The organism is Pseudomonas sp. TE12234, assembly GCF_054061835.1.
On the sequence record NZ_JBSSEP010000001.1, the window covers coordinates 165632 to 184517 of the forward strand.

An 18886-nucleotide genomic window follows, 5' to 3' on the forward strand; every position below is an offset into this window, starting at 1 on the left:
ATGAGCCTATTAGTCAAAGCGGCCAAGAGTGGGCGCGAGCGGGTCAAAGTGACTCCGGAGTCGGCAGGTTGGGGGCATGTCGGCTTTGAAGTCCGGCAATTGGCTGCCGGTGAGTCGATCAGCCTGCATGAAACGGAACGCGAGACCTGTGCGGTTTTGCTGTGTGGCGTGGTGTCGCTGAGCGCGGGCGATCTGCACTGCAAGGAGATAGGCGGGCGTACGGGGCCGTTTGACGAGCAGGCACCCTATGCGCTGTATTTGCCGCCCAGGCTGACAGCACAGGTCATCGCCCACAGCAACGCGGAGATCGCGCTGTGCACCGCGCCGGCCAAAGGCAAGCTGCCAGCACGGTTGATTGAGCCCGCCAGCATCCGGCGTTCGGTTCGGGGTGTTGGCGCCAATACCCGGTACATCACCGATATCCTGCCGGCCGACCAGCCAGCGGAGTCGTTGCTGGTGGTGGAAGTACGCACGCCGCAAAGCCACAGTTCGAGCTACCCACCGCACAAGCACGATACCGATGCGATACCCCATGAAAGCGTGCTCGAGGAGACCTATTACCACCGAATCAGCCCGGCGCAGGGTTTCGTCTTTCAGCGCGTGTACACCGACGACCGCAGCCTGGATCAGGCCATGGCGGTCGAAGACGGCGACGTGGTTATGGTTCCACGCGGTTACCACCCCGTCGTGGTGCCCTACGGCTATGAAAGCTATTACTTGAATGTTATGGCGGGTCCGACCCGCCAGTGGTGTTTCAAGAACGATCCGATGCACGAATGGCTGACTACTCAAGGCCCAGGGCAACCGGGCACGGCCCCGGAGCGCTAATTCGTCCGTCCCTTCACTTCGAACCAAAGGTCTTCAACCATGAGTAGCATCCATCATCTGATTAACGGCGAGCACGTTGCCATCGCCGGTCGTACTGCGCCCGTGTACAACCCGTCGACCGGTGAGGTGATCCACCAGGTTTCGCTTGCCGATCGCGCAACGGTTCAACAGGCGATAGCCGTTGCGACGGCGGCCTTTCCCGCATGGCGTCAAACCCCTGCCGCCAAGCGCGCCCAGATCATGTTTCGTTTCAAGCAACTGCTTGAGCAAAACGAGGCCACGATCGCCCGGATGATCAGCGAAGAGCACGGCAAGACACTGGAAGACGCAGCGGGCGAACTCAAGCGCGGTATTGAGAACGTGGAATTCGCCTGCTCCGCCCCGGAAATCCTCAAGGGTGAATACAGCCGCAATGTAGGTCCGAATATCGATGCCTGGAGTGATTTCCAGCCAATCGGTGTGGTGGCCGGAATCACTCCGTTCAACTTCCCGGCCATGGTCCCACTGTGGATGTATCCGCTGGCCATCGTTTGCGGCAACTGCTTCATCCTCAAGCCTTCGGAACGTGATCCCAGCTCTACCTTGTATATCGCCGAGCTGTTGCTCGAAGCGGGCCTGCCCAAAGGTGTGATGAGCGTCGTCCACGGCGACAAGGAAGCAGTCGATGCCCTGATTGAAGCACCTGAAGTCAAAGCACTGAGTTTCGTCGGTTCGACACCGATCGCCGAATACATCTACGCAGAAGGCACCCGGCGTGGTAAGCGAGTGCAAGCGCTGGGCGGCGCGAAAAACCATGCCGTGTTGATGCCTGATGCTGACCTGAATAATGCCGTGAGCGCCTTGATGGGGGCTGCTTATGGTTCTTGCGGCGAGCGTTGCATGGCAATCTCGGTCGCGGTTTGTGTGGGTGACCAGATCGCTGATGCGCTGATCCAGCGGTTGGTGCCGCAGATCCAGGCGCTGAAAATTGGTGCGGGAACTTCCTGCGGTCTGGACATGGGCCCCCTGATCACCAGCGCCCATCGTGACAAAGTGAAGGGCTACGTCGACGAGGGTGTTCAAAGCGGGGCTGAACTGGTTGTCGATGGCCGCGGACTTCAGGTGGCCAACCAGGAAAATGGCTTCTTTCTTGGCGGTTGCCTGTTCGACCGTGTCACCCCGCAGATGCGGATCTACAAAGAAGAGATCTTCGGCCCGGTATTGTGCATAGTGCGAGTCGACAGCCTTGAACAAGCCATGCAACTGATCAACGAGCATGAATACGGGAATGGCACCTGCATCTTTACCCGTGATGGCGAGGCGGCCCGACTGTTCTGTGATGAAATCGAAGTCGGCATGGTTGGGGTGAACGTTCCATTACCGGTTCCCGTGGCTTATCACAGTTTCGGTGGATGGAAACGTTCGCTGTTTGGCGACCTTCACGCATACGGCCCCGATGGGGTTCGTTTCTATACACGCCGCAAGGCCATTACACAGCGCTGGCCGCAACGTGCCAGTCACGAGGCTGCGCAATTTGCATTCCCGAGTAACAATTGAGGCTGGTCAATAGAGGTGGAGCCGAGGGAGCTTTGGATTCGAAGTTCATGCATTGAGCTGGATAACCCTTGCAGCGGATTCGACTATTTCCAATGGCAGGTGACGTTGTGACAATCTTTATTGTTTGCAGCGGAGCCATTCTTTTTGAAATTTGGAGTTTTGTGACAAACTTTATTTTCAAAGAGCTAGTTCTGAAGTTCCCTGCAGGCCTCGGAATACGCGAGGCACTGTGACAATCTTTATTGTTTCGTCACAACCCTCTAAAAATCGCAGCCAATGGTTGCGATTTTTTTATCCGAATCGAGGACATGCCCATGGACCGCTTCCAGGAAATGCAGGTCTTCGCCGCCGTGGCTCAGGACCAGGGGTTTTCGGCGGCGGCGCGGCGTCTGGGCATGTCGGCAGCCAGTGTCACCCGCGCGGTGGCGGCGCTGGAGAAGCGTATTGGTACGCAGCTGCTGACGCGCACCACGCGCAGCGTGCACCTGAGCGAGGCAGGCCAGCGTTATCTTGAAGATTGTCGGAGAATTCTCGCTGAGGTCCAGGAAGCCGAGGATTCGGCGGCGGGCAGTCATGCCCAACCCCGTGGGCAATTGACGCTGACGGCGCCGGTGTTGTTTGGCGAGCTGTTCATCACACCGCTGATGGTGAATTTTCTGACGCAATTTCCCGACGTCACGATCAACGCATTGCTGGTTGATCGGATAGTGAGTGTGGTGGAGGAGGGCATCGATGTGGCCGTGCGCATCGGTGAGCTACCCGACAGCAATCAGCACGCCATTCGAGTAGGTGAGGTGCGACGAGTGATTTGCGCGTCACCGCAGTTTCTTGCCATTCACGGAAGGCCAAGACATCCGCAAGACCTGGCGAAAGCGCCAATCATCGCCACATCGTCGATAGGCCAACAAAGAAGCTGGCCATTCCTGGTCGATGGCGAGGCGCTGAATGTCCGTCCTGAACCACGGCTGGTGGTGACGGCGAATCAGGCGGCCATTACCGCTGCTAGCCTTGGCCTGGGCTTCACTCGGGTTTTGTCTTATCAGGTGGCGGGCAAGGTCGCGGCTGGAGAGCTGGAGATCATCCTGGCCGACTTCGAAATGCCGGCTTTGCCCATTCATGTGATGTATCAGGGAGGGCGCAATGCCCCGGCACGCGTCCGCAGCTTTGTGGACTTTACCGTGAAGGCGCTCAGGGAAAACCCCGCACTGAGCGGCTGATGGTTTATTGCGTTGGTTGAAATAATGGATTGCATTTGCTGGTTATTCTGTTGTTTTGGTGACTGGTAGAAGATGACTGCCTCCTGCGCTGATCCACCGAACAGCGCTTTTCACCCTGCGGAGTCGACCATGCAAGCCATCAAACTCTACAACTTTCCCCGTTCCGGCCACGCGCACCGTGTGGAGCTGATGCTTTCGCTACTGCAATTACCAACCGAGTTGATCTTCGTCGACCTGGCCAAGGGCGAACACAAGCAACCGCAATACCTGGCACTCAATGCTTTTGGTCAGGTGCCGGTGCTGGATGACCAAGGCGTGGTATTGGCCGATTCCAACGCGATCCTGGTTTATCTGGCACAGAAATACGGCAAGGGTCGTTGGTTGCCAACCGATCCGGTGGGTGCCGCCAAGGTGCAGCGTTGGTTGTCGGTGGCTGCCGGGCCGATTGCTTTTGGTCCGGCCAGGGCCAGGTTGATCACTGTATTTGGCGCACCTTACAACGCTGAAGAAACGATCGCGTACGCCCATACCGTGCTGAAGGTGATCGATCATGAATTGGCCAATACGCCTTGGCTGGCTGGCAGCGAGCCGACCATCGCTGACGTGGCAGCCTACAGCTACCTCGCCCATGCACCTGAAGGCAATGTATCGCTGGACGACTACGCCAACATCCGCGCCTGGCTGGCACGGGTAGAAGCCTTGCCAGGATTTGTCGGCATGCCGCGCACCGTTGCGGGCCTGCAAAAAACTGCCTGATGCTAGCGGCCCGACACTGTTGGGCCCTTCACGCTGCGCCGAGAGTGCAGGGGAGTAGCCGTAATGGACCGTTCACCGTGGCATGCTGGCGAAAAAGAGTTGCAGGCTCATGTGGGTGTCGCTGAGCGAATGGAGGTGTTGGGGCGTCGGGTAATTCGCACCGAGATGCCCGACCAGCACCGTACGTTCTATCAGCAACTGCCGTTCATGCTTTACGGCGCGGTGGATGCAAATGGCAATCCGTGGGCCAGCGTGCTGGAAGGAGCACCGGGCTTCGCCCATTCACCTGAACCAGGGTTGTTGCAATTCAGCAGCTTGCCGGCTGCCGATGATCCGGCGCAATTGGCTGATGGAGCGGCGATCGGTCTGCTGGGTATCGAACTTCACACCCGGCGTCGCAACCGTATCAATGGTCGTATCGGCGCAATGTCCTCGAACGGCTTTAACGTGTCGGTGCAGCAGTCTTACGGCAACTGTCCGCAATACATTCAACTACGGCAGTTTCGATCCGTGCCATTGGCAGATCCGGCAACCCGACTCGCGCAGCATTACAGCGAGCTGGATGAGGCGGCCAAGGCGATGATTGCCGAGGCAGATACCTTCTTTGTCGCCAGTTATGTGGACGTCGAGGGTGAGCGTTCGGTGGATGTTTCCCATCGCGGCGGTCAATCCGGTTTTGTACAAGTAGAAGGTAATCGCCTGACCATCCCGGATTTCGCCGGCAATCTTTTTTTCAACACGTTGGGCAACCTTCTGGCCAATCCCAGGGCTGGTTTGTTGTTCATCGATTTCAATTCCGGTGACCTGCTGCAACTCAGCGGTCGCACCGAAATCATCCTTGAAGGTCCACAGGTCGAAGCCTTTCAGGGTGCCGAGCGCTTGTGGAAGTTCCACGTGGAACATGTGGTGCGTCGACCCGCCGCCTTGGCTTTGCGCTGGCGTTTCGACGGTGTTTCACCCACCAGTTTGCTGACGGGTACTTGGGCACAGGCCAAGGCCCGCCTGCAAGCTCGGGCCCTTGGCGATAGCTGGCGGCCGTTGCGGGTAGTGAAGATCGAACCGGAAAGCCACAACATTCGCTCGATCTACCTGGAGCCCGCCGACGGTGCCGGTTTGCCGTTGTTCCACGCCGGGCAGCATCTGCCCTTGCGGTTCAACATTGATGGCGAAGTGCATATCCGCACGTATAGCCTGTCGAGCGCACCGTCCGATGATTTCTTCCGCATCAGTGTCAAACGTGACGGACGTGTGTCTTCACACCTGCACGAACAGGTTCACGTCGGTGATCTTTTGGAAGCGCGTGCACCTCAAGGGCATTTCACTGTGGCCCCTCATGAGCGCCGTCCGCTGGTGTTGATGGCCGCCGGAGTTGGCATTACGCCGCTTTTGTCGATGCTGCGTGAGGTGGTTTATCAAGGTTTGCGCACCCGCCGTATTCGGCCGACCTGGTTCTTGCAGAGTTCGCGTACGTTGGGCGATCAAGTGTTTCGTCGTGAACTGGACCGCTTGCTTGATGACGCTGGTGATGCCGTCAGGGTAGTGCGGCTGCTCAGTCAACCAGAGCCTTCGGCGCGTGAGGGTGAAGATTTCGACCTGACCGGACGAATTGACGTCGCGCTACTCAAGGATCTGCTTGAGGTCGAGGACTACGATCTTCTGGATTTCGTCCTGTGTGGTCCGGGAAGTTTTACCCAGGCGATGTACGACGGATTGCGCGAGCTGGACATCCGCGATGCAAGGATTCACGCCGAAACCTTCGGGCCCTCCACATTGCGTCGGCAACCAGACCCTGACGCCGTGGTTATCGAACAACCGCCAGCCGCCACCACGTCGGTGCCGGTGGTGTTCCAGCGCTCCGCCAAAGAGGCTCACTGGCAACCCGATGGCAGCAGTCTTCTGGAACTGGCGGAAAGTCGCGGACTACGCCCGGAATTCAGCTGCCGAGGGGGTTCCTGCGGGACCTGCAAGACTCGCCTGATCAGCGGCCAGGTGCATTATCCACAGCCACCCGCCGAAGTACCGGAGCAAGGACAGGTGCTGATTTGTTGTGCAATTCCGGCTCAGGGCGAGCAGCCTCTGGTGCTGGATATCTGAAGAATCGTCATAAGCCATCATTGCCCGGAGTGCGATGGCTCAGTAGGGTAGAGCGCAGAACGAAAGGGCCGTCACTGGCCCTTTCTGCATTTTCAGGGATAGGCGCCTTAATGGTTATTCTTGCTCGCTGGATCGTCCTGCTGACATCGCTGGCGCTGTTCAGCGGTTGCGAAGAACAGGATGCTCCGCCACTCGATCAGCAGCTCTATGTCTGGCAACGACAATGGACACCTGATCATGACGTCGCTCTGAGGGACAGCCGCGCAGACTTTTCCACTTTGCGGGTGTTGGCGCTACAAGCCTTTCCCCAGGCCGGCTGGAGTCGGGCACGGATTGATCCTGCATTGCTCAAGCGAGACGGGCGGCCACTGATTGCGGTGATTCGCCTTGATGGTCAGCTCAAGTCGTTGGATCAGGATGAGGTCACGACACAGATTCAACAGGTGATCAGCGATTGGCAGGCGTTGGGACTGAGCCTCTCCGGTGTGGAAATCGACCACGATGCAGGTAACGCCCGGCTACCGGCGTACCGTGAGTTTCTGCAGCATTTGCGCGCCAATCTGCCAGCCTCTTTGCCGCTGAGCATCACCGCGTTGCCGGCGTGGCTCGACAGTCGCGAATTGCCTGCATTGTTATCCACAGTTGATAGCAGCGTGCTGCAAGTGCATGCCGTCAGCGACCCGCGTCGTGGTCTGTTCGATCCGGCGCAGGCCCGGCACTGGGCGAAAGAATGGAGCCGTATCACTTCGAAGCCCTTCTATTTAGCGTTGCCGGCCTACGGCGTGGCGTTGTTGCCAAGTGCTGACGGTGCGCCAATCGTGGAAAGTGAGATACGCCTCGAACGTGAGGGCAAGCGTCAGGAATTGCTGGCCGACCCACGGCAACTCAGACAGCTTGGCGCCGAATTGCGTGCCGATCCGCCGGCACATCTGGCGGGCCTGATCTGGTTTCGCCTGCCTCTGGCCAACGACCGTCGCGCCTGGAGCCTGACGACCTTGCGCGCTGTAGTACATGGTGACGCGCTGAACAGTCGGTTGTCGCTGAAACTCTCGGCTCAGGAAGGCCTCTATGACATCGGCATCAGCAACGAGGGCAACCTCGACACAGCCTGGCCCGAGCGTGTGACGTTGGCGGTTCGAGGGTGTGAGGGGGCGGATGCGCTGGCCGGTTATGCGTTGCAACAAGGCCCGGATCTGCTTACCTTCACCCGCCTGCATGACGGTCGAATAGCGGCTGGCGGACAGCGTGCCATGGGTTGGGCTCGCTGCGCACATATTGATCAAGGAGGTTCGAATGTTTACCCGTAACTGGTCCCGCCATCTACTTTGCCTGAGTCTCAGCCTGCCGCTGGGTTCGGCGCTGGCGTGCGGGCCGGATTTCCCCATGCGCCTGCTCGACAATCGTAACCAGTCGCTGGCGGAACTGCCTGAGGGTAACTTCAATTTCGAGGTCAATCGCCTGGGGCATGCCATTGCCGGGTTGAAACACGTCACTCAAGCCGTCAACAGCATGGAAACAACCGACTATGCAGAACAGCGCAATCAGGCCGAGCAGGCAGGTTTGACGGCCGAGCAGCAGGCGCTGGTGCAACAGTTGCGTGCGTTGACCGATGCCCGCCAGGTTGAGGTTGGGGGCGAAAAGCTGCCGGCTGAGCTCAAGTTCTATCTGGCCGGTGCCGTGGCATTTGCTGGCGGCGATTTTGGATTGGCGGCGGAGTATTTTAAGAAGGTATTGGCGCTGCCGGCCGATCAACGATCGTTGCGCAGCACATGGGCCGCATACTCGCTGGGCCGGGCGTTGTTTGCCATCAGCTCGGAAGCGGGCGCCGATCCCGACGTGCTGGCGCAGTCGCGCCAGGCTTTCGAGCAAACCCGGCAACTGAGCATCGATGGTTTCAGCGATCCGCTGGAGTTGGGCGTTGCCAGTCTGGGTGAACAAGCCCGCGTTGCCCGGAAGGAGGGCGACTGGAACAGCGCCATCGAATTGTATGCCACGCAAAACCTCCAGGGTTCGGCGGTTGGCTACACCTCGCTGAAGCTGTTGATGGCTGATCTTGCAGCGATGCCGGACGTTCAACTGGCCGAACTGCTCAAGGGCAAAGCGGTACAACAACTGATCACGGCGTCCTTGATCAGTCGACTGGGTTGGTCATTCGGCGATCAGCCGCCCAACGAACAGAAATTGATCAAACTCCTTCAAAGCAGCACGCGCGGTACGCTCGATAACGCCGATCGCCTGGCGGCGGTCAATTATCAACAGGGTGACTACGCCAGCGCCAAGGCCTTCCTGGAACACGCCGGCGATGGCGGCCTGGCTTGGTGGCTGCGGGCCAAACTGGCGGTGCGCGAGGGTGATAAAAATGCTGCGGCTGCCGCTTATGCGAAGGCGGCCCAGGCCTTCCCGCAGAATGAATCCTGGGGTGAGCGCAGAACGCCGGACTACGATTACGAAACGCTCCAGCCCAAGTGTCGGGTCGAAGGCGAAAGCGCGATTCTGGCCTTGCAGCGCGGGGATTACCTGCAGGCTTTTGATCAGCTTTATCGAAGCAACGACATTTACTGGTTCGATGCGGCCACAGTCGCCGAGCGTGTGCTGACCGTCGACGAGCTCAAACATTACGTCGACACTCAGGTTCCGGCGCCACCGGCACTCAGTCAGCAGGATCGCGACAACTATGTACCGCTGCCGGTGGCCGCCAAGCTGCGCAATCTTTTGGGTCGACGCTTGCTGCGCGAAGGACATTACGAGCTAGCGCCCGCCTATTTCGATAACGACGGATTGCGCCACAAGGCCAGGTTGTATGGCCAGCAACGTCTGGCTGCCGATTCTGCATGGTGGCCGACGCGTCGTGCCGCTGCACTGTTCAACGCGGCATGGACCGCTCGCGAATGGGGAATGGATATCCTCGGCTATGAAATGGCCCCGGATTACGCCACGTTCGGTGGTAATTACAGTCTGGAAAACAGTGAACTGAAGGTCGGGCCGCTAGTGGCCGAGGACGAAGTGAAGCGCCAGCAGGCCAGCGCCGCTCAGCCCGATCAGCGATACCACTATCGTTTTGTCGCGACGGCATTGGCCAGTCGCGCTGCCGACAACTTGCCTCATACCAGCCAGGCGTTTGCTGCCGTGCTGTGTGAAGCGGCCGGGTGGAACAGCAGTCTTGAAGAGCAAAGCGCGCTCTATCAGCGTTATGTTCAACAAGGCCCGTTTGTGGAATGGGCCGCGGATTTCGGTCATCAATGCCCTTACCCGGACTTCCAGAACGCGGACAAGCGTTACGTAACGCAGGTCACCGACGCAACTCGTTCGGCGCTGCGACCGTATAAGGTGCTGCTGCAGATTGGCAGTGTGCTAGCGGTCGTGGTGGCGGCGCTATTGTTGATCAATCGCCGCCGCAAAACCCAGTAGGATTCAGGCCTGCTGAACAAAGGTCAGCCGCACCGCGAAACCGATCAACAGGCTGCCAAACAGCCACTGCTGCAGGCGTTGGGCGGATGGACTGCGTTGCAGCCATCGGCCCAAGGCCGCACCGACCAGCGCATAGGCACTGTCGAACAGCAAACCGACGGCCACCAACACCACGCCCAACGTCGCGAATTGTGCGAGCACCGGCCCGGCGTGCGGATTGATGAACTGTGGCAACAGCACGGAGCAGAACAACAACGCCTTGGGATTAAGCAGGTTGGTCAGCAGGCCGCGCTGTATCGCCTGCGCCCAGCGCGGTTGCCCGGTGGTTTGATGGGCGCCATTGAGGTTCGGCAGCAGGGTCGTGCGCAGGCACTGAACACCGATCCACAACAGGTACGCCGCACCGGCCAGACGCACCACGTCGAAGGTCCAGGGCGCCGCCTTGAACAGTGCCGCCAATCCCAATGCCGCCAGCGCCACATGGCAGGCCCGGGCGATGGCCAGGCCCACCGCCGTGGCCAGCGCAGCGCCTTTGCCCTGGCGAGCACCCGTCTGCAACAGCAGGATCATGTCGGGACCGGGCAATAAATACACCACCGCCAATGCCATGAAAAACAGCCACAGTCCTGCCATGTTGCACCCCATTCGTTGTCGATTCGGTAAGGCCAGTCTAGGGCGCAAGGGCGGGGCAGGTGGTTGCGTAGTTCGCTTCTAAAACGGCCAGCCTTGGCATAATCTGCCAGTCTTTGACCTTCGTACCATCGGGATCTGCCAAACCATGAAACTGGATGCCTACGACCGCAAGATTCTCGCCGCACTGCAACGGGACGGTCGCTTGAGCAATGTGCAATTGGCTGACGAAATCGGACTGTCTGCGTCGCCCTGTTTACGGCGGGTGCGGATGCTCGAAGAGGCCGGGGTGATTCGTGGCTATCAGGCCAATCTGGATCGCGATGAAGTCGGGCTTGGCTTGACCGTGTTCGTGGGGGTCAAGGTCGAGCGCCATAACGACGAGCAGGCAGAAGCCTTTCGACTGGCGGTGACGGCACTGCCCGAAGTGATTTCGGCGTTTCTGGTGTCAGGGGAATCGGATTTTCTGTTACAGGTGGTGGTGCCGGATTTGCGCGCCTATGACCGTTTCCTCACCGGATGCTTGTTGAAATTGCCGGGCGTGAGCGATATCCGCAGTAACTTTGCCATTCACACAGTGAAGACGCCGGGGGCGTTGCCCTTGGGGCATTTGCCGCTTTAGCCAAGGCGATCTTTTCGCGAGCAGACTCACCCCCACAGTTGGATGCCTTTCAATGTGGGAGCGCGAGCCTGCTCGTGAAAGCGATGGACCCGCCACAGAAAACTCAGGCGCCTTACATCTGCGTCGCCATCCCCTCCACATTCATCGCGGCCTGGCGCAACGCCTCGGAGCGCGTCGGGTGCGGATGACAGGTCAGGGCGATGTCTTCGGCGGACGCGCTGAACTCCATGGCCACGCAATATTCGCCAATCATTTCACTGACGCTCGGGCCCACCAGGTGCACGCCGAGGATTTCGTCCGTGCGCTCATCGGCCAGTACTTTGGCAAAGCCTTCGGTTTCGTGATTGATCTTCGCCCGGCTGTTGGCGGTGAAGGGGAATTTGCCGACTTTGAATGCACGACCTTCGGCCTTCAGTTGTTCTTCGGTCTTGCCGACGCTGGCCAGTTCGGGTTTGGTATAGATCACGTTGGGGATCAAGTCGTAATTGACCTCACCGGCCTTGCCAACGATCTGCTCGACGCAGGCCATGGCTTCGTCTTCGGCCTTGTGCGCGAGCATCGGGCCGGAGGTGACATCGCCAATCACCCAGACGCCGGCGGCTTCGGTGCGGTGGCCCTTGTTGGCGAGCATGCCGCGTTTGTCTGTACTGAGGCCGACGTTCTCCAGCCTCAGACCTTGTGTATAAGGTCGGCGTCCGATGGCCACCAGCACGTAATCGGCTTCAATCGACTCTGCGGTGCCACCTGCGGCGGGCTCGACGCTGAGTTGAACGCCAGCGGCGGAAGTGGTGGCGCGGGTCACTTTTGAACTCAACTTGAAACTGATCCCTTGTTTGCTCAATGAGCGCTGCAGGGTTTTGCCTGCCTCGCCGTCCACGCCCGGGCAGATCCGATCCAGGTATTCGACCACGGTCACTCGAGCCCCCAGACGCTGCCAGACCGAACCCAGCTCCAAACCAATCACTCCGGCGCCGATCACCACCAGGTGTTTCGGGACTTCCGTCAGTGACAGTGCGCCAGTGGAATCGAGAATGCGTTGGTTATCGATATCCACACCGGGCAGGGGAGTGGGTTCCGAACCGGTGGCGATGATGATGTCTTTGGCGCTCAGTTCGGTCTTGCCACCGCTGCTGTCCGTTACCGTGACTTTGCCCGGCCCGTCTATATGGCCCCATCCCTTGATCCAGTCGACCTTGTTTTTGCGAAAGAGAAACTCGATGCCTTTGGTCAGACCGGCCACGCTCTCGTCTTTCTGTTTCATCATCTGAGCCAGATTGAGCGTGGGTTTGACTTCGATCCCCAGGTTGGCGAATTCCGCACCCATCGCCGCGTCGTACAGTTCGGAGGCGTGCAGCAACGCCTTCGATGGCATGCAGCCAACGTTCAGGCAGGTGCCGCCCAGGGTGGCGCGTCCTTCTACGCACGCTGCTTTCAAACCCAGTTGGCCCGCGCGGATGGCTGCGTTGTAGCCACCGGGGCCACCGCCAAGTATCACGACGTCATAAGTGCTCATGGATTACTCCTGGATTGAAAGCAGATGGTGGAGGGGGAAAAGCAGTTCTAAAAAAATTACGATCGTAATATGAGCGTTTTAGTGCATTTCGGTCAAGGCTTCAGCCTAGGGACAGGTTGGGCATTTTTAGATAGAGCAAATATGTACGGAAATTTTGCCTGTTGCGTTATATCGTAACGAAATATGACGTGAGCAACGTAAACACTGGGGTGGTATGCAAGTCGATCTCGATGAAGAAGGAGCGCAGGCAGCCGGACTGCCGCGCTTTCAGCAGGCTGTTTTTCAGGGGCGACGATTGCGCCTGATCGCCAGCGGTCTGGGTGCGCTCGCGGCGATGGGCCTGGTATCAGGTTTTTTTGTCGGGCTGTTTGCGCCTCAATCCCTTTGGCCGGCCCTGCTGTTCAATCAGAGCGCTGCTTTGCTGGTGCTGGTTGCAGGCTTGCAATCCGCCTGGTGGGTGACCCAATGGCGCGTGTGCGCGATGAGTCCGCTGGCGCCGTTGGTGGTTGCCTCTGAAGAGACAGAAGCACCACTGGGCTGGTACGAGCGGCTGCGGGAACGGATCAGTCAGCAGTGGATGAATGTGCTCAGGCAAATCGGTGCTCCGACGCTGTGGTTGGGAGGTTGGGCATTGCTGGCATTGCTCAGCGTCGAACAAGCATGGAACCTTGATTTGGCGCCAGCCGCTCTGGGATTGTCCGCCACCGTCGGCGCTGCCCTGGCGCTGTTGCTGGCCTTCGGCTTGCTGGTGCTGGAGCGTCAGCTGACACAGGAAGGCAGTGCCCAATGGCCCGAAGCAGGCGCATTGGCGCAACTCACCCGTGTGGCAATCATCAGTTTGATACTCGGTGCGTTATGCCTGTTGTTTTGCAATGAAACCTCGGTCTGGCCGGTGCGCCTGGCCGTACTGATCGGCCTGCTGCCGGGGCTCGTGGCCTTCGAATTGTTGCTGCGTGCCGTGTTGTCATTGTTCAGTCCTCGTCGGGATCGACTCGAACCTGCATTGCTGGCGCGTAGCTTTGTTGCCGACTTGCTGCGCTGGCCACCGCAACCCTTGCTGGCCTTGCAGCACGAATTGCACAACCGCTTCGGCATCGACCTGCGACAGATCTGGGCCTTCACTTACATGCGTCGGGCGTTTTTGCCGGTGCTGGGTGTTGTCGCCATCGTCGGTTGGTCGCTGACCGGTGTTCACGAAATACCGTTGCAAGGGCGGGGGATCTACGAGCGTTTCGGCAAACCCGTGGCGGTGTTCGGCCCTGGATTACATGCAGGTTTACCCTGGCCGTTGGGCAGGGTGATAAGTGTCGAAAACGGCGTGGTTCATGAATTGGCCACCAGCGTGGGCGAAACGTCAGCCCCTGTGCAGGCCGACCCCGCTGAAGGTCCGGCGCCGATAACGGCCAACCGGTTATGGGACGCCAGCCATGTGAATGACAAATCCCAGGTGATTGCCAGCAGCCGTGCCGACAAACAGAGCTTCCAGATCGTCAACATGGACGTCCGTTTTGTCTATCGCATCGGTCTGGATGATCAGGCGGCGTTGGCGGCGACTTACAACAGCGCGGATGTGCCGACGCTGATCCGCAGCACCGCCAGCCGCATTCTGGTCCACGACTTCGCCTCGCGGACTCTTGACGGTTTGCTCGGTGAGGACCGGGTAGGGCTCGCCGAAGACATTGGCCGGGCGGTGCAGGCCGACCTGAAGAAACTCGACAGCGGCGTGGAAATTCTCGCCACGGTGGTCGAGGCGATTCATCCACCGGCAGGGGCGGCCAATGCTTATCACGGCGTACAAGCGGCGCAGATCGGCGCGCAAGCCCTGATCGCCCGTGAACGCGGCGCCGCCGCCGAAGCCACCAATCAGGCCCGGTTACAGGCCAGCATGGCCCGCGATCAAGCCACGGCGAATGCCCGGGAAATCAATGCGACGGCCAAGGCTGCCGACCTGAAATTCGCCGCCGAGAAAAAGGCTTATGCCAGTGCGGGCCAGGCCTTCGTGCTTGAGCAATACCTCGATCAACTTTCCCAGGGCCTGGCCAATGCCAGGTTGCTGGTCCTCGATCATCGCCTGGGCGGCAGCAGTAATGCGCCGACCATCGATCTCCGTACGTTCACGTTGCCGGCTGACCCTGCGTCGTCGCGTCAATCCCCTCAGCCAGGAGCCGCCCATTGAGCCAGTCACATACCCACGATCACGATGACCACAGTGGCCACGATCACGGTCATGGCGGGCACCACCACCACGGTCATCACCATCACCACCACGGCGATCCGCAAGAGGCCGGTCCATTCCCTTGGCGACGCATGGGGTGGGCTGCATTGCTGGTGGCGTTTGCGGTGGCGGCTGCGAGCCTGGTGCAAGTGCGTTCGGGTGAAGCGACGGTGATTACCCGTTTCGGCAACCCGTCGCGGGTCTTGCTTGAACCCGGTCTGGGGTGGCGTTGGCCGGCCCCGTTCGAAGCGGCGATCCCGGTTGATCTGCGTCTGCGCACCACGTCCAGCGGTTTGCAGGATGTCGGCACGCGCGACGGATTGCGCATCATTATCCAGGCCTACGTGGTCTGGCAGGTGCAGGGTGACCCTGACAATGTGCAGCGCTTTATGCGCGCGGTGCAAAATCAGCCAGACGAAGCGGCGCGACAGATCCGTACCTTTGTCGGCTCGGCACTGGAGACCACGGCCAGCAGTTTTGATCTCGCCAATCTGGTGAACACCGACGCCAGTCAAGTTCACATCGCTGATTTCGAGGCGCAACTGCGTAAGCAAATCGATCAGCAGTTGCTGACCACCTATGGCGTGCGGGTACTGCAAGTGGGTATCGAACGCCTGACCTTACCTTCGGTGACCCTGAGCGCGACGGTCGATCGCATGCGAGCCGAGCGTGAAACCATCGCCACCGAACGCACGGCCATCGGCAAGCGCGAAGCCGCGCAAATCCGCTCCGCAGCGGAACGTGATGCGCGAATCGTCCAGGCCGATGCGACCGTGAAAGCGGCTGACATCGAGGCGCAATCCCGGGTGGAAGCCGCGCAGATTTATGGCCGCGCCTATGCCGGTTCACCACAGCTGTACAACCTGCTGCGTTCGCTCGATACCTTGGGCACCGTGGTCACGCCGGGTACGAAGCTGATTCTGCGCACCGATGCCGCGCCTTTCCGGGTATTGGTTGATGGTCCGCCAACGCTCGATAACAAGTCCGGATCGCAGCCATGAGTTGGGTTCCACGTGGAACAAATGAGTTGAGCAGCCCCTGGATACAGGCCGGGCGCTTGGCATTTCTCGCGCTTTACGCGGTAACGGTTCTGGCCGCTCTGGCGTGGGCGTTCTCCAACGTGCGGCAAATAGATCCACAAAATCGTGCGGTGGTTTTGCACTTTGGCGCGCTGGATCGCATCCAGAATGCCGGCTTGCTGTTGGCCTGGCCTCGACCGATTGAGCAGGTGATTTTGCTGCCGGCGGCGGACCGGGTGATCGAGCGTCGCGTGGAAAATCTGCTGCGCACGGACGCCGCATTGCAGGCTGATCGCGTGGCCAGTTTCGCAACGCCAATCAGCGATGCGCTGGCAGGTTCCGGTTACCTGCTGACGGGTGATGCCGGTGTGGTGCAACTGGATGTGCGGGTGTTCTACAAGGTCATTGAGCCGTATGCCTTCGTGCTTCAAGGCGAGCATGTACTGCCGGCGCTGGACCGCGTCGTGACCCGCAGCGCGGTGGCGCTTACCGCTGCACGTGACCTGGACACTATTCTGGTCGCCCGCCCGGAATTGATCGGTGCGGATAATCAGGCCGCCGAGAGGCGTGAACGTCTGCGTGGTGATCTGGTGCAAGGTATCAATCAACGCCTGGCTGAATTATCGGCGACGGGGCAGGGACTGGGGATCGAAGTATCGCGGGTCGATGTGCAATCGAGTCTGCCGGACCCTGCGGTCAATGCCTTCAACGCCGTACTGACGGCCAGTCAACAAGCCGACAAAGCCGTGGCCAACGCCCGCACTGACGCCGAGAAGCTGACCCAGACCGCGAACGAACAAGCCGACCGCACACTGCAGGTCGCCCACGCTCAGGCCAGCGAACGACTGGCGAAAGCCTCGGCGGATACGGCCACGGTGTTGAGCCTGACCACCGCGCAACAACAGGGCACCGACCCGCAAATGTTGATGCGGATCTACCGCGAACGGATACCGAAGATTCTTGGCCAGGCAGGCTCGGTCACCACGGTTGATCCGAAAGACGATTCCCGCCTGATCATTCAGGGAGCTTCACAATGACCGCTCAAACTGCTGCGCCGAGCATGTTGTCCTCGGCAGAACAGCGCAGCGCTGCCCGTCAATTGACCCTCGCCATGCTTGCCCTCGGCTTGCTTGCGCTGGGACTCTTGTGGCGCTGGTTGTCGCCGCAACAGATCGGTGTCAGCCAGTTACTCCTGGGTTTTGCTTCCGTGCTGGTGGCCGTGCCCGTCATGCGTTCGGCCTGGTACAGCCTGAGGTATCCGAGTTTGCACGGGATCACCGATCAATTGATCGCCCTGGCCATGCTGGGTGCCTGGGCGACAGGCGATCTGCTGACGGCGGCGTTGCTGCCGATCATCATGATCTTCGGCCACGTATTGGAAGAACGCAGCGTCATTGGCTCGCAAGAAGCCATTCACGCCCTGGGCAAACTGACTCGCAGCCATGCACGCAAGGTTCAGGCGGATGGCTCCATCGTCGAGGTGGACAACGGTTCGCTGAAGGCGGGCGATCGGGTGGAGGTTCGTGCCGGTGACCGGGTGCCGGCGGATGGTCTCGTGTTGTCCGGTCAGGCGAGTCTGGACACCGCGTCCATTACTGGCGAATCGGTGCCGATCGAGGCCGGCGTCGGCATGCCGGTGTTCGGTGGTGCGATTAATCTTGATGGCTTGCTGCGCATCGAAGTGACCCGAACCGGCCGCGAATCGACTCTGGGTAAAGTCATCGCGCTGATGCAAAACGCCGAACGCTCCAAGCCGCCGATCACCCGGTTGCTGGAGCGTTATGCCGGAAGCTACATGGTGCTGGTATTGCTACTGGCCGCAGTGACCTGGTTCATCACCAACGATGCTCAAGCCATGCTGGCGGTGTTGGTGGCGGCTTGTCCTTGCGCGCTGGTGTTGTCGGCACCAGCGACGGCAATTGCCGGAGTGGCGGTGGCGGCGCGGCACGGCATTCTGATTCGCAGTTCGGCGTTCCTTGAGGAGCTGGCCGACCTGACATCCCTGGTGGTCGACAAGACCGGAACCCTGACTTTCGGCACCTTGCGCCTGCAAGCCATCGACAGCCCGCTGGAGGACCGCAGCCACGTCTTGAAACTCGCCGCCAGCCTCGGCTCCGCCAGCAGCCACCCGGTCAGTCGGGCGCTGGCCGGGCTGGTGACTCAAGATCATTTTTTGCTGCTGTCGAACATTCACGAGCGTCAGGGCTTGGGTGTGGTGGCCATGACGGAGCAAGGCGAAGCCGCACTGGGGCGACCGGAGTTGTTCGCCCAGTTGGGCATCGCCACCTCAAGCGTTCCAGACCACGACGGTCCGATTGCCGGGCTGGCGCTCAACGGTGAATTCCTCGCCTGGCTGTTGTTGGCCGACAGCGTTAAACCGGAAGCGAAATTTGCCTTGAATGAGTTGCGCGAACTTGGATTGGGTCGGCAGCTGTTACTGACCGGTGACCGTCAAAGTGTCGCTCACACACTCGCTCGGGATGTCGGCATCAGTGATGTCGAAGCGCAGGCCTTGCCCGAGGACAAACTGAATCGCGTGCTCAAGGAGATCGGCAACGGTTTCCGGCCGATGGTGGTGGGGGATGGCATCAACGATTCGCTGGCACTCAAGGCTGGCGTAGTGGGTATTGCGATGGGCGCAGGCGGGGCGGATATCGCGTTGGCGTCGGCTGATGTCGTACTGATCGGCAGCGACCTGCGTCGCCTCGGTACCTGCGTGCGTTTGAGTCGGCAATGCCGACAGACTTTGCAGGTCAACGTGATCATCGGCCTGGGTTGGACCCTGGCGATTGTGGCCTTTGCCGCGTTCGGCTGGCTCGGTGCGGCGGGCGCGATGATTGCGGCGTTGTTGCATAACCTCAGTACATTGTTGGTGCTGGGCAATGCAGGGCGGCTGCTGCGCTTTCAAGAACCGCTGCTCAAGTTAAAGGATGAGGAGTGAGTTCCATTCGGCGGCGGCTCTAGCGCGCAGGATGCAAGGTGGAAAGATTTCAGAACTGTGTGCGCTGTTCGCAGTCATTTAAAGTGAGGGCTCGGCATTTTGTGTAT

General features: G+C 59.8%; 14 protein-coding genes. 12 read left to right on the forward strand and 2 right to left on the reverse strand.

What is annotated here, in order from left to right:
• The 7 genes from iolB to ACVWYU_RS00850 all read left to right on the forward strand — a co-directional run bounded on the left by iolB (position 1) and on the right by ACVWYU_RS00850 (position 9839).
• Positions 1 to 828: a 5-deoxy-glucuronate isomerase gene (gene iolB / locus ACVWYU_RS00820; RefSeq protein WP_457371691.1), complete on the forward strand. Its 828-nt coding sequence runs from the start codon at positions 1 to 3 to the stop codon at positions 826 to 828.
• A 39-nt stretch (positions 829 to 867) separates the two neighbouring features.
• On the forward strand, positions 868 to 2364 hold the full coding sequence (locus ACVWYU_RS00825; protein ID WP_457371692.1) for a CoA-acylating methylmalonate-semialdehyde dehydrogenase: 1497 nt from the start codon (positions 868 to 870) through the stop codon (positions 2362 to 2364).
• Between the two features lie 314 nt (positions 2365 to 2678).
• Positions 2679 to 3581, forward strand: coding sequence for a LysR family transcriptional regulator (locus ACVWYU_RS00830; protein ID WP_390957863.1), 903 nt, complete (start codon positions 2679 to 2681; stop codon positions 3579 to 3581).
• A gap of 129 nt (positions 3582 to 3710) precedes the next feature.
• Complete coding sequence (locus ACVWYU_RS00835) at positions 3711 to 4337, forward strand: glutathione S-transferase family protein (RefSeq protein ID WP_390957861.1); 627 nt, start codon at positions 3711 to 3713, stop codon at positions 4335 to 4337.
• Between the two features lie 63 nt (positions 4338 to 4400).
• Complete coding sequence (locus ACVWYU_RS00840) at positions 4401 to 6431, forward strand: pyridoxamine 5'-phosphate oxidase family protein (protein ID WP_457371693.1); 2031 nt, start codon at positions 4401 to 4403, stop codon at positions 6429 to 6431.
• 110 nt (positions 6432 to 6541) lie between these two features.
• Positions 6542 to 7738 carry a DUF3142 domain-containing protein gene (locus ACVWYU_RS00845; RefSeq protein ID WP_457371694.1) on the forward strand — a complete coding sequence of 399 codons (1197 nt, stop codon included), beginning with the start codon at positions 6542 to 6544 and terminating at the stop codon, positions 7736 to 7738.
• The gene (locus ACVWYU_RS00850; RefSeq protein WP_457371695.1) at positions 7725 to 9839 is read left to right on the forward strand and encodes a hypothetical protein; all 2115 of its coding nucleotides are present in this window, start codon (positions 7725 to 7727) and stop codon (positions 9837 to 9839) included. The genes ACVWYU_RS00845 and ACVWYU_RS00850 overlap by 14 nt, the downstream gene beginning before the upstream one ends.
• A 3-nt stretch (positions 9840 to 9842) precedes the next feature.
• On the opposite strand, the gene ACVWYU_RS00855 is transcribed toward ACVWYU_RS00850, so the two are convergent.
• Positions 9843 to 10472: a LysE family translocator gene (locus ACVWYU_RS00855; RefSeq protein WP_247255224.1), complete on the reverse strand. Its 630-nt coding sequence runs from the start codon at positions 10470 to 10472 to the stop codon at positions 9843 to 9845.
• Positions 10473 to 10617: 145 nt separating this feature from the next.
• Here ACVWYU_RS00855 and ACVWYU_RS00860 point away from each other — a divergent pair, with 145 nt between their 5' ends.
• Positions 10618 to 11091, forward strand: a complete 474-nt coding sequence (locus ACVWYU_RS00860) for an Lrp/AsnC family transcriptional regulator (RefSeq protein ID WP_090326856.1) — start codon at positions 10618 to 10620, stop codon at positions 11089 to 11091.
• Positions 11092 to 11203: 112 nt separating this feature from the next.
• Here ACVWYU_RS00860 and lpdA read toward each other — a convergent pair whose 3' ends face one another.
• Positions 11204 to 12604: a dihydrolipoyl dehydrogenase gene (lpdA, locus tag ACVWYU_RS00865; RefSeq protein ID WP_457371696.1), complete on the reverse strand. Its 1401-nt coding sequence runs from the start codon at positions 12602 to 12604 to the stop codon at positions 11204 to 11206.
• A 214-nt stretch (positions 12605 to 12818) separates the two neighbouring features.
• Here lpdA and hflK (ACVWYU_RS00870) point away from each other — a divergent pair, with 214 nt between their 5' ends.
• Genes hflK (ACVWYU_RS00870) through ACVWYU_RS00885 form a run of 4 tightly spaced genes read left to right on the forward strand, consistent with a single transcriptional unit; the run spans position 12819 to position 18779 of the window.
• The gene (gene hflK / locus ACVWYU_RS00870; protein ID WP_457371697.1) at positions 12819 to 14780 is read left to right on the forward strand and encodes a protease modulator HflK; all 1962 of its coding nucleotides are present in this window, start codon (positions 12819 to 12821) and stop codon (positions 14778 to 14780) included.
• Positions 14777 to 15820: a protease modulator HflC gene (gene hflC, locus ACVWYU_RS00875; RefSeq protein ID WP_457371698.1), complete on the forward strand. Its 1044-nt coding sequence runs from the start codon at positions 14777 to 14779 to the stop codon at positions 15818 to 15820. Before hflK (ACVWYU_RS00870) ends, hflC begins: the two co-directional genes overlap by 4 nt.
• The gene (hflK, locus tag ACVWYU_RS00880) at positions 15817 to 16875 is read left to right on the forward strand and encodes a protease modulator HflK (RefSeq protein WP_457371699.1); all 1059 of its coding nucleotides are present in this window, start codon (positions 15817 to 15819) and stop codon (positions 16873 to 16875) included. Before hflC ends, hflK (ACVWYU_RS00880) begins: the two co-directional genes overlap by 4 nt.
• Positions 16872 to 18779 (forward strand): cation-translocating P-type ATPase, encoded by a 1908-nt coding sequence (locus ACVWYU_RS00885; protein ID WP_247255228.1) that lies wholly within the window; start codon positions 16872 to 16874, stop codon positions 18777 to 18779. Before hflK (ACVWYU_RS00880) ends, ACVWYU_RS00885 begins: the two co-directional genes overlap by 4 nt.
• The last annotated feature ends 107 nt before the right edge of the window (positions 18780 to 18886 follow it).

What these genes read in the sequence shown, in the direction of transcription:
- iolB (WP_457371691.1), top strand. Translation starts at nt 1, where the DNA reads ATGAGCCTATTAGTCAAAGCGGCCAAGAGTGGGCGCGAGCGGGTCAAA.
- ACVWYU_RS00825 (WP_457371692.1), top strand. Translation starts at nt 868, where the DNA reads ATGAGTAGCATCCATCATCTGATTAACGGCGAGCACGTTGCCATCGCC.
- ACVWYU_RS00830 (WP_390957863.1), top strand. Translation starts at nt 2,679, where the DNA reads ATGGACCGCTTCCAGGAAATGCAGGTCTTCGCCGCCGTGGCTCAGGAC.
- ACVWYU_RS00835 (WP_390957861.1), top strand. Translation starts at nt 3,711, where the DNA reads ATGCAAGCCATCAAACTCTACAACTTTCCCCGTTCCGGCCACGCGCAC.
- ACVWYU_RS00840 (WP_457371693.1), top strand. Translation starts at nt 4,401, where the DNA reads ATGGACCGTTCACCGTGGCATGCTGGCGAAAAAGAGTTGCAGGCTCAT.
- ACVWYU_RS00845 (WP_457371694.1), top strand. Translation starts at nt 6,542, where the DNA reads ATGGTTATTCTTGCTCGCTGGATCGTCCTGCTGACATCGCTGGCGCTG.
- ACVWYU_RS00850 (WP_457371695.1), top strand. Translation starts at nt 7,725, where the DNA reads ATGTTTACCCGTAACTGGTCCCGCCATCTACTTTGCCTGAGTCTCAGC.
- ACVWYU_RS00855 (WP_247255224.1), bottom strand. Translation starts at nt 10,472, where the DNA reads ATGGCAGGACTGTGGCTGTTTTTCATGGCATTGGCGGTGGTGTATTTA.
- ACVWYU_RS00860 (WP_090326856.1), top strand. Translation starts at nt 10,618, where the DNA reads ATGAAACTGGATGCCTACGACCGCAAGATTCTCGCCGCACTGCAACGG.
- lpdA (WP_457371696.1), bottom strand. Translation starts at nt 12,604, where the DNA reads ATGAGCACTTATGACGTCGTGATACTTGGCGGTGGCCCCGGTGGCTAC.
- hflK (WP_457371697.1), top strand. Translation starts at nt 12,819, where the DNA reads ATGCAAGTCGATCTCGATGAAGAAGGAGCGCAGGCAGCCGGACTGCCG.
- hflK (WP_457371699.1), top strand. Translation starts at nt 15,817, where the DNA reads ATGAGTTGGGTTCCACGTGGAACAAATGAGTTGAGCAGCCCCTGGATA.
- ACVWYU_RS00885 (WP_247255228.1), top strand. Translation starts at nt 16,872, where the DNA reads ATGACCGCTCAAACTGCTGCGCCGAGCATGTTGTCCTCGGCAGAACAG.